14 protein-coding genes are annotated in these 12,846 nt (G+C 72.4%); 6 read left to right on the top strand and 8 right to left on the bottom strand.

What is annotated here, in order from left to right:
• Positions 1-12 precede the first annotated feature (12 nt).
• Positions 13-411 (bottom strand): nuclear transport factor 2 family protein, encoded by a 399-nt coding sequence (locus tag GA0115233_RS08160; protein WP_093719436.1) that lies wholly within the window; start codon positions 409-411, stop codon positions 13-15.
• Between the two features lie 85 nt (positions 412-496).
• On the opposite strand from GA0115233_RS08160, the gene GA0115233_RS08155 reads away from it, so the two are divergent.
• Both GA0115233_RS08155 and GA0115233_RS08150 read left to right on the top strand, forming a co-directional pair.
• On the top strand, positions 497-1,060 hold the full coding sequence (locus GA0115233_RS08155; RefSeq protein WP_093719435.1) for a PadR family transcriptional regulator: 564 nt from the start codon (positions 497-499) through the stop codon (positions 1,058-1,060).
• Between the two features lie 5 nt (positions 1,061-1,065).
• A complete protein-coding gene (locus tag GA0115233_RS08150) occupies positions 1,066-1,821 on the top strand; it encodes a class I SAM-dependent methyltransferase (RefSeq protein WP_093719434.1) in 756 nt (251 codons plus the stop codon).
• On the opposite strand, the gene GA0115233_RS08145 is transcribed toward GA0115233_RS08150, so the two are convergent.
• The gene (locus GA0115233_RS08145) at positions 1,791-2,534 is read right to left on the bottom strand and encodes a GntR family transcriptional regulator (protein ID WP_093719433.1); all 744 of its coding nucleotides are present in this window, start codon (positions 2,532-2,534) and stop codon (positions 1,791-1,793) included. The two genes, GA0115233_RS08150 and GA0115233_RS08145, sit on opposite strands and share 31 nt — an antisense overlap.
• Positions 2,535-2,773: 239 nt before the next feature.
• Between GA0115233_RS08145 and GA0115233_RS08140 the strand changes: the two genes are divergently transcribed.
• Both GA0115233_RS08140 and tnpB read left to right on the top strand, forming a co-directional pair.
• Positions 2,774-3,358, top strand: coding sequence for an IS607 family transposase (locus GA0115233_RS08140; protein ID WP_093719432.1), 585 nt, complete (start codon positions 2,774-2,776; stop codon positions 3,356-3,358).
• A complete protein-coding gene (gene tnpB, locus GA0115233_RS08135; protein ID WP_093719431.1) occupies positions 3,355-4,812 on the top strand; it encodes an IS607 family element RNA-guided endonuclease TnpB in 1,458 nt (485 codons plus the stop codon). Before GA0115233_RS08140 ends, tnpB begins: the two co-directional genes overlap by 4 nt.
• Before the next feature lie 68 nt (positions 4,813-4,880).
• On the opposite strand, the gene GA0115233_RS08130 is transcribed toward tnpB, so the two are convergent.
• The 3 genes from GA0115233_RS08130 to GA0115233_RS08120 all read right to left on the bottom strand — a co-directional run bounded on the left by GA0115233_RS08130 (position 4,881) and on the right by GA0115233_RS08120 (position 7,438).
• The gene (locus tag GA0115233_RS08130; protein ID WP_093719430.1) at positions 4,881-5,849 is read right to left on the bottom strand and encodes an acetylxylan esterase; all 969 of its coding nucleotides are present in this window, start codon (positions 5,847-5,849) and stop codon (positions 4,881-4,883) included.
• 235 nt (positions 5,850-6,084) lie between these two features.
• The gene (locus GA0115233_RS08125) at positions 6,085-6,840 is read right to left on the bottom strand and encodes a ferredoxin reductase (RefSeq protein WP_093719429.1); all 756 of its coding nucleotides are present in this window, start codon (positions 6,838-6,840) and stop codon (positions 6,085-6,087) included.
• Positions 6,833-7,438, bottom strand: coding sequence for a sulfite oxidase-like oxidoreductase (locus GA0115233_RS08120; RefSeq protein ID WP_093719428.1), 606 nt, complete (start codon positions 7,436-7,438; stop codon positions 6,833-6,835). The genes GA0115233_RS08125 and GA0115233_RS08120 overlap by 8 nt, the downstream gene beginning before the upstream one ends.
• A gap of 159 nt (positions 7,439-7,597) precedes the next feature.
• Here GA0115233_RS08120 and GA0115233_RS08115 point away from each other — a divergent pair, with 159 nt between their 5' ends.
• Positions 7,598-8,308, top strand: a complete 711-nt coding sequence (locus GA0115233_RS08115) for a GNAT family N-acetyltransferase (protein WP_093719427.1) — start codon at positions 7,598-7,600, stop codon at positions 8,306-8,308.
• A gap of 16 nt (positions 8,309-8,324) precedes the next feature.
• Here GA0115233_RS08115 and GA0115233_RS08110 read toward each other — a convergent pair whose 3' ends face one another.
• Positions 8,325-8,765 carry a MarR family winged helix-turn-helix transcriptional regulator gene (locus GA0115233_RS08110; protein ID WP_093719498.1) on the bottom strand — a complete coding sequence of 147 codons (441 nt, stop codon included), beginning with the start codon at positions 8,763-8,765 and terminating at the stop codon, positions 8,325-8,327.
• 199 nt (positions 8,766-8,964) lie between these two features.
• Here GA0115233_RS08110 and GA0115233_RS08105 point away from each other — a divergent pair, with 199 nt between their 5' ends.
• On the top strand, positions 8,965-9,774 hold the full coding sequence (locus tag GA0115233_RS08105) for a putative protein N(5)-glutamine methyltransferase (protein WP_093719426.1): 810 nt from the start codon (positions 8,965-8,967) through the stop codon (positions 9,772-9,774).
• A gap of 27 nt (positions 9,775-9,801) precedes the next feature.
• On the opposite strand, the gene GA0115233_RS08100 is transcribed toward GA0115233_RS08105, so the two are convergent.
• A complete protein-coding gene (locus GA0115233_RS08100) occupies positions 9,802-10,464 on the bottom strand; it encodes a DUF5666 domain-containing protein (RefSeq protein WP_093719425.1) in 663 nt (220 codons plus the stop codon).
• A 115-nt stretch (positions 10,465-10,579) separates the two neighbouring features.
• Complete coding sequence (locus GA0115233_RS08095; protein ID WP_093719424.1) at positions 10,580-12,721, bottom strand: SpoIIE family protein phosphatase; 2,142 nt, start codon at positions 12,719-12,721, stop codon at positions 10,580-10,582.
• Between the last annotated feature and the right edge of the window lie 125 nt (positions 12,722-12,846).

The following is a 12,846-nucleotide window of genomic DNA, read 5'->3' as shown; positions in this document are numbered from 1 at the left end:
AACGGACGCCTGTCACACGGAGCGTTGCTGTGCCTCCGCCGCGATTCGGTCGAACTGCGCGCCCATGGCCTCGGCCAGCGCCTGGGCGGCCGACAGCGGGCGGACCATCACGGTGAACTCGTCGATGAGTCCCTCGTCGTTGACGTGCAGGAAGTCACAGCCCTGGATCTCGCGGTCGCCGACCCGCGCCTTGAAGACCAGGGCGTGGTCGCGGCCGTCGGTGTCGCTGATCTCACGGACGTAGTGGAAGTCCTCGAAGACCCGCGCCACCCCGCGCAGGATCGCCGCCGTCATCGCTTTGCCGGGATACGGCTTGAACACGACCGGGCTGGTGAAGACGACGTCCTCGGCCAGCAACGCCTCGGCGGCGTCGAGGTCCCACTTTTCGATGGCCTCGCGGAAAGCCCGCATCGCCCCTCCAGGGATCGATAGAATCGATAGTCAATTTGTTGAGTAGGTGCAGAAGAGATTAATCACCTCCTGCTAGCGTGTCCATATGTCGCTGAAGTACGCCGTCCTCGCCGCCCTCCTGGAGGGGGAGGCATCGGGCTACGAGCTGTCCAAGCTGTTCGACGTCTCGCTCGCGAACTTCTGGGCCGCCACCCCGCAGCAGCTCTACCGGGAGCTGGAGCGGCTGGCGCAGGACGGCCTGGTCAGCGCCCGGGTCGTCCAGCAGGAGCGCCGGCCCAACAAACGGATGTTCACGCTCACCGAGACCGGCCGCGCGGAGCTGGGCGCCTTCGCCGCCGAACCGGTACGGCGGCCCGCCGCGATGCGCGACGAACTGCTGATCAAGATCCAGGCCATGGACGAGGCGGACCCAGCGGCGGTCCGGGCCCTGGCCGAGGAGCGGATGTCCTGGGCGCGGGCCAAACTGGCGCGTTACGAACGGGTCCGGGAGCGGCTGCTGGCCGGTCGGACCGAGGAGGAGTACCTGCGCGAGACCGACCGCGTCGGCCCGTACCTCACCCTGCAGGCCGGGCTCGCCTACGAGCGCGAGATCCTCGCCTGGTGCGACCGCGTCCGCACGGTCGTGGACCAGCGCGCTGCTCTAAGCTGACCCGGATGTTCAGCCCCGAAGGCCCCTCCCTGCGCGAACTCGCCGTCCAGGCACTGTCGTCCGTCGAGCGCGGTTACGACCTGCTCGCCCCGAAGTTCGACCACACCCCCTTCCGCACCCCGGACTCGGTGCTCGACGCCGTGGCCCGCGCGCTGGCGGACAGGGGACCCTTCGACCACGGCCTCGACCTGTGCTGCGGCACCGGCGCCGGGATCGACGTCCTCGCCCGGGTGTGCCAACAGGGCGTCACCGGTGTCGACTTCAGCGCGGGCATGCTCGCGGTCGCGCGCGGACGCCGCCGCAGGACGGGCCCGCCGGTGTCCTACGTCCGCGCCGACGCCCGCGCCCTGCCGTTCGCGCCCGCCTTCGACCTGGTGGTGAGCTTCGGCGCGTTCGGACACTTCCTGCCGCGCGAACTGCCCACGCTGTTCGCCCAGGTGCACTCGGTCCTGAGGCCCGGCGGCACCTTCGCCTTCCCGGTCGTCGCGCCACCGCGGCCCACCTCACGGGCGTACTGGATGCTGCTGGGCTTCGACTGGGTGATGCGGGTGCGCAACGCCCTGTGGCGCCCGCCCTTCGTGATGTACTACCGCGCCTTCCGGCTCGGCGAGGTGCGCCGGGAGCTGGAACGGGCCGGACTGACCGTGGAGTTGACGGCGCTGCCCGAGTTCGGGCAGCGCCGCGACGGCAGTCCGCGGGTGCGGATGGTGCTCGCCCGCCGGGCCGGGGCTCAGCCGGCCGCCGGGAGGGTGAACTCGTAGACCAGCGCGTCCTGTCGCGAGTCCACCAGCAGATCGGTGATCTCCAGCGGGCGGGCGTACTGGTCGTGCACCTGCCGGGTGACCCGGACCGAGGAGGAGCCCGCGAGGGGCGTGATGGCGTCCCGGTGGTGCAGGGTCAGGCCTGCCTTGCGCATCCAGTCGTAGGCGCGGCGCAGTTGGGCCGCGGTCGACGAGCGGGCCCGCTCCCGGTAGCGGCCGAGCTCCTCGACCTCGGCGAGCGCCACGGCCGAGAACGAGGTCACGGCCGTGCGGCGGCCCAGTCCGTCGGCGCCCTCGGACTCGTAGCGGTGCACCAGCGTCGGACGGTGCGGGGCCAGGCCCAGGGCCTGTGCGTGGCCGGGCGGCGGCGCCTCCCAGGTGACCGTCGCGCGGTCCACGGCGCGCGGGTCCGCCGCCCGCGCGCCGACCGGGAAGGTCAGCGCGGCGGGGTTCTCCACCGGCCGGCCGGACAGGGTGGCGTGGCTGCCGCGCCGGTCGGTGGCGACCAGGCCGTCGTGCCGCAGCACCTCAAGGGCCTGCCGCACCGTCTCCCGGCTCACGCCGAAGTGCCGGGCCAAGTGCCGCTCGCCCGGCAGGCGTTCACCGGGCGGGATGGTGCCGTCGCGCAGTTCCGCGAGCAGTTGCGTCGCGACGCTCCAGTAGAGGGGCTGCCCCTCGATGAGCGGGTGTTCGTGTGGGGTGGTGCGGGCCATGCCGCGCCCTCCTGTTGGTGACGTGCGGTAGCCGTGTCGACTCATTGCGCCACCACATCTAGCATTGGTCTAAACCACCAGGGAAGGGTGTCGGGCGGGTTCGGCTGAAACCGGCCCGCCGAGAGTCTCCGCCCGGGCGTACTCGGGCGAACTCAGGCGTACGCAGGGGTGAAAGCTGCTACGGATTTTCTAGTCATTCGTAGTCATTTCTAGTCGTACGTCCCGGATATCTTGATCTTGTGAAGCTTTCGGCGTGGGCGCGGCAGCAGGGCGTGAGTTACCAGACCGCCTGGCGATGGGTGAAGGACGGCAAGATGCCCGTTCCCGTCACCCAAGCGCCGTCGGGGACGTGGCTGGTCGCCGAGCCCGCTGCGGATGCCTCTGCGGTGTCGGGGCGGGTGGTGGCGTACTGCCGTGTCTCGTCAGCCGACCAGAAAGCCGACTTGGACCGGCAGGCGTCACGGGTGGTGGACGGGGCGAACGGGCTTGGCCTGCCGGTCGCTGAAGTCGTGACCGAGGTCGGCTCGGGGCTGAACGGGCGGCGGCGCAAGCTGCACCGGGTGCTGTCCGACCCGCAGGCCGCGGTGATCGTGGTCGAGCACCGCGACCGGCTTGCCCGGTTCGGTGTCGAGCACCTCGAAGCGGTCCTGTCGGCGTCCGGGCGGCGTCTGGTCGTCCTCGACCCCACCGAGACCGCCGATGACCTCGTAGGGGACATCACCGAAGTCCTCACGTCGATGTGCGTGCGCCTGTACGGGCGGCGGGCGGCGAAGAACCGGGCCGCTCGCGCGGTGGCCGTGGCAACCGGCGAGGACGCCAAATGAAGAAGTTCCAGCCGCAGCCCGGGTTCGTGGTGCAGGCGTTCCGGTTCGCCCTGGACCCGAACGCCACCCAGGAGGCCGCGCTGCGTTCGCACTGCGGTGCCGCGCGGGCCGCGTACAACTGGGCTGTGGGCTGGGTGACGGCGTCGTGGTGGCAGCGCCGCGCGGAGGAGACCTACAAGATCGCCGAGGAGTCGCTGACCGAGTGGCGGCCATGGTCACTTCCGTCGCTGCGGAAGGCGTTCAACGAGGCCAAGCACACCGACCCGCGTTTCTCCGCCTGGTGGGAGGAGAACTCCAAGGAGGCGTACTCCACCGGCCTCGCGAACGCGTCGGCCGCGTTCGACAACTACGCGAAGTCCAAACAGGGCAAGCGGCGCGGCAAGCGGGTGGGCACGCCCCGGTTCAAGCCGAAGCGGAAGACGCGTCCGGCCTGCCGGTTCACCACGGGCACGATCCGCGTGGACACCGACGGCCGGCACGTCACCCTGCCCCGCCTCGGAACGATCCGCACCCACGAGCCCACGGTCAAGCTCCTGGCCCACGTCCAGGCCGGGACGGCGCGGGTCCTGTCCGCGACCGTCCGCCACGAACGCGGGCGCTGGTCCGTCTCCTTCCAGGCCGAGGTCAAACGCGACCTCGAACGCGTGGCGCGCCCGGACACGGCGGTCGGTATCGACCTCGGCGTGAAGACCCTCGCCGTCATGGCCGACTCGACCGGTGAGATCCGGACCGTGCCCAATCCCGGGCACTACGACGCCGCGTGCAAGCAGCTGCGCCGCGCGTCCCGGACCGTGTCCCGCCGTCAAGGCCCCGACCGCAGGACCGGGCGCAAGCCGTCGAAGCGGTGGGAGAAGGCCAACGCCCAGCGGAACAAGGTGCATCACCGGGTGGCGAACCTCCGCGAGGACGCCCTGCACAAACTCACCACCAGCGTGGCCGCCAAGTACGGCACGGTCGTGGTCGAGGACCTCAACGTCGCCGGCATGCTGAAGAACCGGCGCCTCGCACGCAGGATCGCCGACGCCGGGTTCGGCGAGATCCGCCGCCTGCTCGACTACAAGACGCGCCGGCGCCACGCCACCCGCCTCGTGGCCGCGAACCGCTGGTACCCCTCCTCGAAGACCTGCTCCGGGTGCGGCGCGGTGAAAGCCAAGCTGCCGCTGCACGTCCGGACCTACGAATGCGACGCCTGCGGCCTGGTCATCGACCGGGACGACAACGCCGCACTCAACCTCGCCGCGCTCGCGGCGGCCTGCACCACTGGTACCGGAGTGGCCGGAGACCAGGACACCGCCCCGGCGGCGTCAAAGCCTCGTGGAGCCGACCGTAAGACCCGCGCCACCCGCACCCGTCGCAAGACGAATGCGGGGCAGGCAGGTGGCGCAACCCTGCCGCACCAGCGGCAGCAGGAAACGAGAGACCGTACTCAAGCCGAAGCCCTCATGCTTTGGTGATGTGACGGACCTTCCGGGCCGAAATGCCCGGAATGCTGAGAGCCGCCGAGGCTCTGAGCAACGGGTACTCAGGCGTACGACTTCAGCCAGCGCAGCTTGGCCGCGTCGTGGAACGGGCCGCCGCCCTCGTGGTCGTTGAACTCGTACACCTCGATCGCCTTCTCGTCATGGGCCCAGGAGTTGAAGGCGGCGAACACCGTCGAGGGCGGGCAGGTCTGGTCCTCCAGGGCGGCCGAGAACAGGGCCGGTGCCCGGCCGCGGGCCGCGAAGTGGACGCCGTCGAAGTAGGAGAGGGTGCGCAGCACGTCCTGGGTGCGGCCGCGGTGCGTCTTGAGGTACGCGCCTATCTCGCGGTACGGGTGACGGTCCGTCAGCGTCGTGGCGCGCGGGAAGTCGCACAGGAACGGCACGTCCGGCGCGACGGCCACCAGGTCCGGCACCAGACCGCCCACCGCGATGGTGATCCCGCCGCCCTGGCTGGCGCCCGTCACCGCGGTGCGCGAGGCGTCGGTCAGCGGATGCGACCGGGCCGCCTCCACCGCCCGTACCGCGTCCGTGAACACCCGCCGGTAGTAGTAGTTCTCCGGCGCGTCGATCCCGCGCGTCATGAACCCGGGGTACGCGGGCGCCCCGCCCACCGGGTCCGCCGTACCGCCGCCCGCGCCCCAGGCGCTGCCCTGCCCACGCGTGTCCATCACGAAGTGCGCCCGCCCCGAGGACGCCCACAGCAGATGCTCGTGCGGCAGCCCCCGCCCGCCGCCGTACCCGATGAACTCCACGATCAGCGGCAACGGCTCCTCGGCCGCGGCCGGAACCGTCAGCCACCCCTTCACCGGGTGCCCGCCGAACCCGGCGAACGTCACGTCGTACACCGTCACCGTGGTCAACCCCGTGTCCACCGGCTCGAAACGGGCGTCCAGCTCGTGCTCGCGGGCCTCCTGAAGGGTCTTCGACCAGAAGGCGTCGAAGTCCTCCGGCGCGACGGACTCACTGACGTACTCGCGCATTTCGTCGAGCGGCAGGTCGAACAGGGCCATGGAGGACCGCCTTTGCGGGGGAGGGGTACGGATGATCACACACCGTACGACGGTGATCGGACCTCCCGCCAGGTCCAGAGCCCGTGCCTGCGGCTCCCCTTCGGCGAGTAACCGCTGGTCAGAGCAGCCGGGTCGACCTTCCCCGGCGAAACTTTCGTGATCGTTTCGCCGTGCGAGTGGTCGGGTCACCCGGCGGGAGTCCCACCCCGCGGTGGTGATGCCGGGGCCCTCGGCCTCAGCCGAACCGCTCGATCCGGATCCGGTCCACGGGCTGCCCGGCCGCGACCAGCAGCCGTGAGGCGTGCTCGGCGAAGCCGTTGGAGCCGCACACGTACGCCTCCCAGCCGCCGGGCGGCCGCTCGGCCAGCAGCGGGGCCACATGGGCCGCCGACATCCGGCCCACCGGCAACCCCGTCGGGGCGCTGCGGGTGAACACGGGGGTCGTCTCCGCGCCGTACTCCCGCGCGTAGATCAGCTCCTCGGGGCTGCGCGCCGAGACCAGCAGCCGCAGCGGCACGTCCAGTCCGCGGGCCCGGTGGTGGCGCACCATCGACATCAGGGGGACCACACCGGACCCGGCGCCGATCAGCAGCGCGGGCCGGTCACCGGGCCAGGCGAAGAAGCCGCTCAGCGGGCCGCGCACCTCCACCCGGTCGCCGGGCCGGGCCACCGTGTGGAACCAGCCGGAGACCTCGCCGCCCGCCACGTGGTCGAGGGTCAGCTCGATGTGCCCGGAGTCGTCGGGCGCGGACGCGATCGAGTAGTGCCGCTGGGCCGCGTAACCGTCCTCGGCGGTCAGCCGCAGCATCAGGTGCTGGCCCGGCACATGGCCCGCCCAGACGGGCACCGCCAGCCGGACGGTGGCCGCGCGCGGGGTCTCGGGCCGGATCTCGGTGATGGTGGCGGTCTGCCAGCTGGTCGCCGCCTGCGCGCTGACCTCGATGCGTCCGGGCACGGCGAAGCGGGTCGGGGGAGTGAAGGTCTCAGTCACCGGAGTACCGCTGCTCCTCCCAGGGGTTGCCCCGGTCGTGATAGCCGTTGCGCTCCCAGAAGCCCGGCTCGTCGTGGTCGAGGACGCGCAGGCCCGCGATCCACTTCGCGCTCTTCCAGAAGTACAGGTGCGGCACCAGCAGCCGCGCGGGGCCGCCGTGCTCCGGCGCGAGCGGCCGGTCGTCGTACTCCCAGGCGATCCACGCCCGCCCGCCCCGCAGGTCCGCGAGCGGGAGGTTCGTGGTGTACCCGGTGTGCGAGTACGCCACGACATGGGTGGCCGACTCCAGCGGCCCGACCGCGTCCCAGAAGGCGTCCAGCGAGACACCGCCGAACCGCACCCCGAACTTCGACCAGCTGGTCACGCAGTGGATGTCGCCCTCGTACACCGAGGCGGGCAGCGCGTGCGCCTCGTCCCAGGTCCAGGAGCGGGGCTCGGCGACCAGTCCGTCGATACGGAACGTCCACTCCTCCGCCGCGAGATCCGGCGTGACCTCGGCGGACAGGACGGGCCAGTCGTCGCCCGCGTCGTACTGGCCCGGTGGCAGGCCGGGGTTGTGGACGCGCGGGCGCCCGGTGAAGCCTCGGGTGACATGCATGCCGGTGGTGCCTCCAGACCGCCGTGCGCGACGGCCGTGCTCTCAGTACGTTGCCTCTTCAACCGTACTGGCCCGGGCGTCGGGGAATAGCCACGGGCCGATCCTGCTTGATCCTCTACGGCAGCACGGCATCTGCGACGGCTACGAGAGAGGGAGCACATGTCCGAGGCGGACGACCGGGTCCTCGACAATCCGGCCCTGGCGGCGCTCACCGGCCCGCACGCCCACTTCGCCGAGCGGCGCGGCCGGGTGCTGCGCTACCCGGTGGAGGTGTCGCCCTGGGTGGCTCTGCCCGACGAGCCGGACGCGTCGGACTGGGCGGATGTCGCCGCCCTGGCCGGTCCCGGCAAGGAGGCGCTGATGATGGGGTTCCGGGGCCGGACGCCCGAGGGCTGGGGGACCGTCTTCCGCGTCGACGGCGTGCAGCTCGTCGGCCCGGACGTGACCGGCGCCCCGGACGAGGAGGCCGTACGGCTCGGTCCGGCCGACGTGCCCGAGATGCTCGACCTGGTCGCCCGGACCCGCCCGGGACCGTTCCTGCCGCGCACCCTGGAGCTCGGCATCTACCTGGGCATCCGCCGGGGCGGCGCCCTCGTCGCCATGGCGGGGGAGCGGGTGCGACCGCCGGGCTGGAGCGAGATCAGCGCGGTCTGCACCGACCCCTCCGTACGCGGCCAGGGCCTCGCCCGGCGCCTCGTGCTGGCCGTCGCCCACGGCATCCGGGAACGCGGCGAGCGGCCCTTCCTGCACACCGGCGCCGACAACACGGGCGCGATCAAGCTCTACGAGTCCCTCGGCTTCCGGCACCGGCGCGAGCTCCTCTTCCTCGGCACGCGGGTGCCGGACGACCTGATGGAGCCGGTGGCCTAGGGGGCGGGCCGGCGGCCTAGAGGGCGGGCCGGCGGGCGTTGTAGCGGACCAGGTATCCGGCGAAGCGTTCCAGGTCCTCCTCCGGCCAGTCCGCGAGCCGCTGCCGTACGACCTCCCGGCGCCGCTCGGTGACCCGGGCGAGCAGTCGCCGCCCGGCGTCCGTGAGCCGCAGGACCTGCACCCGGTGGTCGTGCGGGTCCGGTTCCCGTCCGATCAGCCCGTCCCGCTCCAGCGCCGCCACCTGACGGCTGACCGTGGACTTGTCCAGGGCGTAGTGCTCGGCGAGGTCGGTGGCCCGGCATCCCCCGCTCTCCTCCAGATGCCCGAGCAGCGTGTACGACACCAGCGACAGCTCCGGGTGCATCCGGCCCGCCGAGGCGCGGGCACGGCGGGCGAAGGCGGTCATCTCGCGCTGGATGGTCTCCACAGCGGTGTCCGAAACGTCCCTCGCGCTCATGGGCGCAGCGTACAACTCGGCGCGCGGCGTGATCACTGGGGTACCCTGGCGACCCGTCCGTGGAGCGTCCCGGACGTGGTGAGCCGAGGGGGTGAGACCCATTACCGCAGTGTCAGGTCGGGTGCTCTCCCCGCGTATCGGTGCGGTCGCCGGTTGCCGGTGACCGCGGGAGTGCCCTTCGGCTCGCGAAAGGCTCCCTTTGTCCTCCGCTTCTGTTCCAGAACCTTCTGTTCCTGATCCGTCGGTCCCTGAGAGCGTTGTCGCCGCGCTGCGCGCCGCGGGCTGTGTCTTCGCCGAGGAGGAGGCCCGGCTGCTGACGGCCACGGCTTCCGGCCCGGCGGAACTGGCCGCCATGGTGGACCGGCGCGCGGCCGGTGAGCCCCTCGAACTCGTCCTCGGTTGGGCCGAGTTCAGGGGCCTGCGGATCACCGTCGAACCCGGTGTCTTCGTCCCCCGCCGACGCACCGAGTTCCTCGTCGAACAGGCCCTCGCCCAGGTCCCCGGCGCCCACGTGGTGGTCGACCTGTGCTGCGGCTCGGGCGCGGTGGGCGCCGCCCTGGCCGCCGCGCTGGGCCGCGTCGAACTGCACGCCGCCGACATGGACCCGGCCGCCGTGCGCTGCGCCCGCCGCAATGTCGCGCCGTACGGGGGCCGGGTGCACGCCGGTGACCTCTTCCAGGCCCTGCCCGCCGAACTGCGGGGCCGCGTCGACATCCTCGCCGCCAACGTCCCCTACGTACCCAGCGGAGAGGTCCCGCTGCTCCCCGCCGAGGCCCGCGACCACGAACCCCTCCGCGCGCTGGACGGCGGCCCCGACGGACTCGCCCTCCTGCGCCGCGTCACTGCGGAGGCCGCTCACTGGCTGGCCCCGGGCGGCTGCCTGGTGGTGGAGACGAGCGAGCATCAGACCCCGGCGGCGGTGGAGGCGTTCCGCCGGGGTGGCCTGACACCGCGTCCGGTGGTGTGCGAGGAACGGTATGCGCAGGTGGTGGTGGGGATGGTGGCGTAACGGACGGGAGCGGGCGGGGGAGGCTGCTCAGGTCGCCCCTCGCCACGGCATCATCCGCCCCGGCCTGTCACCGTCACGGTCACGGTCACCGTCGTCGTGCCGCGGCAGCCCGTGCCGCCGCTCACCGGTGTCCCGTTCCTCCCAGTCCCCGGCGAAGACCCGGTCCGCCGTCCGGTCGCCGTCCTCGGAGCGGGTGCCGGACAGGTACACGTCGTCGCCGTCCTTCAGGCCCCCGGAGTCGCCCTGCTTGCGGACGACGGTGTCGGAGTCGACCGTCCAGGTCCACTCGGTGCCGTCCTCGCTGCGGACGCTGACCTGTTCGCTGTCCACCTCCTCGACCGTGCCGCGCTGCCAGACACGGACGATCCACTCGTCGCCGTTGTCCGGGTCCTTGACGGTGGCCTCGCCGTGCACCCCGCCGCCGTGCAGGCCGAACCACGGGCCGTGGCGGTGCCGCTCGCCGGGGCGGTCGGAGGGGGTCGAGGAGGGCTCTGCGCCGTCGCCGTCCGAGGCGGCGGCGTAGGCGACGGTGCCGCCCAGGGCGAGGACGGCGACGGCGGTCGCCGCGGTGACGGTACGCGCACGGGCGGAGCGCCGGCGCCACAGGCCGCGCGGGCGCTCGTCGGACGGCCCGTTCGCGAGGACCTCGCCGGGCGCGGTGCTGGGTTCCTGCTCCGGATCGTGTGTCATGGCTCGCTCCCTCGGCCACAGCGGCCCGGCCGTCCGGTGCCGCGCCTTGCTGTGATTGTGCGAGGAGGGCGGTAAGCGGCCCGTAATCGTCAGCTGTGAATCGGCCCGTAACTGGTCAGCTGTGCATCGGCCCGCCCGGTGGTACGGCCCGTGCGATGAGCAGGGCGACGTCGTCGGAGTTGTCGGGCTGGTGCAGGGTGCGCAGCAGCAGGTCGCAGACGTCCTCCAGCGGCCGGTCGGGGCCGTCGAGCAGGTCCAGGAGCGCGTCGAGGCGTTCGTCCAGCGGGTGTTGGCGGGTCTCGACCAGGCCGTCGGTGTAGAACACCAGCCGGTCGCCGGGCTCCAGCGTCACGGTCGTGGTGGAGAAGGCCACCCCGCCCACGCCGAGCGGCGCCCCGGTGGGCAGGTCAAGCAGCTCCGGCGGGTGCCCCTCGCGTACCCGGACCGGCGGCAGGTGCCCGGCGTTGGCGATCCGGCACACCCGCTCGTGCGGGTCGTGGACGGCGAACACGCAGGTGGCGATGGGGTGGTCCAGGCCCTCGGTGGTGCGGTCCAGGTGCTCAAGCAGCCGCTCCGGTGCGAGGTCGAGGGAGGCCAGGGTGTTGCTGGCGGTCCGCAGCCGGCCCATGGTCGCGGCGGCGTTCACCCCGCTGCCCATCACGTCACCGACGACGAGCGCCGTCTTCCCGCCCTCCAGCGGGATCACGTCGAACCAGTCGCCGCCGACCTCCGCCGTGGCCCCCGCGGGCTGGTAGCGGGAGGCGACCTCCAGGCCGCCCGTCACCGACGGATGACTGGGCAGCAGACTGCGCTGGAGGGTCAGTGCGGTGTCGCGGGCGTTCTGGTACCAGCGGGCGTTGTCGATCTGCACCGCGGCCCGCGCCGCCAGCTCCCGGGCGAGCAGCAGGTCGTCGGCGCCGAAGGGCAGCGGGTTGGTGATCCGTTTCAGATCGAGGGCGCCCAGCACCTCGCCGCGCGCGATGAGTGGCACCGCCAGATAGGAGTGCACCCCGGCCCGGCCCAGTTGCTCCGCCGCCTCCGGGGAACGGGCGATCAGGGGCAGGTCCGGCGCCCGCACCTCGGCCACCATCACCGGGCTGCCGGTGCGTACGCACCGCGTGACCAGCCGGTCGGGCGCGTACCGGGCGATCTGGCCGGGCGGGTCGGCGGCGTCCAGCGCCTCCGAGGGCCCGTCGGCCTGCACCGCCAGCGCGCGGATCACGGCGTGCTCGGCGGGGCCGAGACTGGTGCGCCGCCCCTCCACCACCGCGTCCAGCAGATCGACGGCCGCGATGTCGGCGAGTTCGGGCACGGCCACGTCGGCGAGTTCGTGCGCGGTGCGGCCCAGCTCCAGGGTGGTGCCGATACGCGCGGAGGCGTCCGCGATCACGGCCAGGCGCCGGCGCGCGGCCTCGGCCTCGACATGGGCCCGGTGCTGCTCGGTGATGTCCACGACCGAGACGGCCACCCCGAGCACGGTGCCGATGGCGTCCTCCAGGCGGTACATCGACAGCGACCAGGCGTGGTCCGCGTCCGGGTCGGCCGGGGTGCGCCCGACGGTCGACTTGTCGACGAAGGGTTCCCCGGTCTCCAGCACCCGCCGCATCGCGGACTCCAGGGCGGCGCTGTCCAGGCCCGGCAGGACCTCGGCGACGGTGTGGTCCAGGTGGTCCTTGGCGGGGATGCCGTTGATCCGCTCCATCGTCGGATTGACGGAGACGTAGCGCAGATCGGTGTCGAGGACCGCGAGCCCGATGGGCGACTGCGAGACCACCCGCGTGGCCAGCGCCACGTCCCGCTCCAGGCGCCGCACGGTCGACTGGTCGGCGGCCAGGCCGAGCGCGTAGACGTTCCCCTCGGCGTCCAGCAGCCGCTGGTTGCGGAACTCCACCAAGCGGGTGCTGCCGTCCTTGTGCCGGATGGGGAAGGCCCCGGCCCAGCTTTCGCCGGTCTCCATGACATCGGCGAAGAGCTGCACCACCAGATCGAAGTGCTCCTCGTGGATCATCAGCCGGACGGCGGAGCGGCCCAGCGCCTCCTTGGCGGTGTAGCCGAAGAGCTCCTCCGCCTGCGGGCTCCACAGCATGATCTTGCCCTCGGTGTCGAGTACCACCGAGGCCACGCCCAGCACGTCGAGGAGTCCGCTGGGCCGCACGGCACCGCGGACCGGCTCCGCGCCCGGCGCGTTCGTGCGCACCGGCCCGTCTCCCGGCAGCGGTCCGTCGCCCCGGGCCACGGGAGATCCGGTTGATGCCATCCCACGCACCGCCTTCGCCCTTTTCCTAGCGCGGCACGCCGTCCCCCGTGCCGACTCCCCTTGTTCTACCGCGTTCAACCGCCTCCGTGACCTCTCGCGGCGCTCACCTCCACCATCCCTCAACA

The sequence above is a fragment of the Streptomyces sp. DI166 genome, assembly GCF_900091315.1.
GTDB lineage: Bacteria > Actinomycetota > Actinomycetes > Streptomycetales > Streptomycetaceae > Streptomyces > Streptomyces fuscus.
The sequence above is the reverse complement of the archived record's forward strand: the minus strand, read 5'-3'. Positions and strand labels throughout refer to the sequence as shown.

Excerpts from the sequence above, each read along its gene's own strand:
- GA0115233_RS08110 (WP_093719498.1), bottom strand. The coding sequence starts at position 8,765 with ATGAGCGCGAGGGACGTTTCGGACACCGCTGTGGAGACCATCCAGCGC.
- GA0115233_RS08100 (WP_093719425.1), bottom strand. The coding sequence starts at position 10,464 with ATGACACACGATCCGGAGCAGGAACCCAGCACCGCGCCCGGCGAGGTC.
- tnpB (WP_093719431.1), top strand. The coding sequence starts at position 3,355 with ATGAAGAAGTTCCAGCCGCAGCCCGGGTTCGTGGTGCAGGCGTTCCGG.
- GA0115233_RS08120 (WP_093719428.1), bottom strand. The coding sequence starts at position 7,438 with ATGCATGTCACCCGAGGCTTCACCGGGCGCCCGCGCGTCCACAACCCC.
- GA0115233_RS08115 (WP_093719427.1), top strand. The coding sequence starts at position 7,598 with ATGTCCGAGGCGGACGACCGGGTCCTCGACAATCCGGCCCTGGCGGCG.
- GA0115233_RS08155 (WP_093719435.1), top strand. The coding sequence starts at position 497 with ATGTCGCTGAAGTACGCCGTCCTCGCCGCCCTCCTGGAGGGGGAGGCA.
- GA0115233_RS08130 (WP_093719430.1), bottom strand. The coding sequence starts at position 5,849 with ATGGCCCTGTTCGACCTGCCGCTCGACGAAATGCGCGAGTACGTCAGT.
- GA0115233_RS08160 (WP_093719436.1), bottom strand. The coding sequence starts at position 411 with ATGCGGGCTTTCCGCGAGGCCATCGAAAAGTGGGACCTCGACGCCGCC.
- GA0115233_RS08095 (WP_093719424.1), bottom strand. The coding sequence starts at position 12,721 with ATGGCATCAACCGGATCTCCCGTGGCCCGGGGCGACGGACCGCTGCCG.
- GA0115233_RS08145 (WP_093719433.1), bottom strand. The coding sequence starts at position 2,534 with ATGGCCCGCACCACCCCACACGAACACCCGCTCATCGAGGGGCAGCCC.
- GA0115233_RS08150 (WP_093719434.1), top strand. The coding sequence starts at position 1,066 with ATGTTCAGCCCCGAAGGCCCCTCCCTGCGCGAACTCGCCGTCCAGGCA.